This window comes from Geobacillus sp. WSUCF1 (assembly GCF_000422025.1).
GTDB classification, from domain to species: domain Bacteria; phylum Bacillota; class Bacilli; order Bacillales; family Anoxybacillaceae; genus Geobacillus; species Geobacillus zalihae.
The window spans coordinates 1-1,397 of record NZ_ATCO01000319.1 but is presented as its reverse complement, the minus strand read 5'-3'; the positions used below and the strand labels follow the sequence as shown (position 1 = coordinate 1,397).

Sequence of the window (1,397 nt, the reverse complement as noted above, 5' to 3'; positions counted from 1 at the left end):
TGATGTTGGCCGCGTTTTGCCAGCTCATGGCGGATCCATTTGATGGCGAAGCGCAGCGCTCGACAACGGCGGTTGTATCGGGAACGTTCGAGAAACGAGCTGTTTGTGAACAAATTTCCAGTGACAAAGCGATGCCATGCCCGTTCGGATGTAAAACCGAGCAACTTTCCTAAAATATGAATCGCGATGACCACGGCGTCTTCCTGTTTGACCAGATGGCGGTTGCGGCGCTGCAGGTACATCTGAATCGATGACAGTTGGGCAGAGACAAAAAAGAAAATGGCGGCATATTGCTTTTGAATCTTGGCTCGATCTGTAGTAAGTGGAGACGAATTTATTTTATAAGGGCAAAGGACGGCACTCAACAAGGAAGGACAGGATAAAATATGAGATTGACAATCACAATGAGCGGTCGGCAAGGGCCTGTTTCCTTGCCTCTCTATTACCAACATTTGTTACAAGGGGTGGTGTATCGCTCGTTAGAGAATGAACAATTAGCCGCTTTTTTGCATGACAAAGGATTCCGTCACGGGAAACGGTCATTTAAACTTTTCACATTTAGCCGTTTATTTGGAACGCATCAAGTGAATCGAGAAAGGAAAACAATTCATTTTTTGGGGGATTTCCAATGGCATATCGACACCGTTCTCCCAGAACTGACTCAACAACTTGGGCAGCGATTCTTGTTGCAGAGAGAGATTGAGCTTTACGGACAGTTGATCGAAGTGAAAAGTGTCAAAATGGAGAACATCGACATACGTGAAAACGAAATGGACATTGTCATGCTCTCTCCGTTGACCGTATATAGCACATATGAAACGTTCGATGGAAGAAAGAAAACGCAATTTTTTGATCCCGATGATGAGGTGTTCCCCCACTTGATTGAATTGAATTTCCGTCATAAATATGAAGCATACTACGGTGTTCCGCCGACGGAAAGGCTATTGATCGAGCCGATTCATGTTCATCATCGTCATCGTGTGGTGACGATGTTCAAGAATATATATATTACAGGATGGCTTGGCTATTACCGCCTCTGTTCTTCGCCAGAACAGTTGACATTTTTATATCATGTCGGTCTAGGTGGCCGAAATTCACAAGGATTTGGCATGTTTCGCCTCAAAAGTGGATAAACGAGTCATGGGATTGTCGTCGACCTCCAATCGTGCAAAAATCCCGGGGGATCGACGACAATGGTTTTTGGTGGTTCAGACTTACAGCCATCGAGGTTGAAGGTTATTGACAGAATTTTTGAAATGTGGTATTCTGAAAACAGCGCTAGATCGAAATGCTTGATGCAACAAGCATTTTTGGGGTTTTTATCGTACCTATGAGGGATTGAAACTCTCGTTTTGTTTACTGTCATGATTTCTTCCATGAGTTTTTATCGTACCTAT

Annotated in this window: 1 protein-coding gene and 1 pseudogene; one reads left to right on the top strand and one right to left on the bottom strand. The window is 44.0% G+C overall.

Annotated elements, in window-relative coordinates:
- Positions 1 to 338: pseudogene (locus I656_RS00005) on the bottom strand (IS982 family transposase); the annotation flags it as partial.
- A 48-nt stretch (positions 339 to 386) separates the two neighbouring features.
- On the opposite strand from I656_RS00005, the gene cas6 reads away from it, so the two are divergent.
- Positions 387 to 1,133, top strand: coding sequence for a CRISPR-associated endoribonuclease Cas6 (gene cas6, locus I656_RS00010; protein ID WP_015373843.1), 747 nt, complete (start codon positions 387 to 389; stop codon positions 1,131 to 1,133).
- Positions 1,134 to 1,397 lie beyond the last annotated feature (264 nt).

Excerpts from the sequence above, each read along its gene's own strand:
- cas6 (WP_015373843.1), top strand. The coding sequence starts at position 387 with ATGAGATTGACAATCACAATGAGCGGTCGGCAAGGGCCTGTTTCCTTG.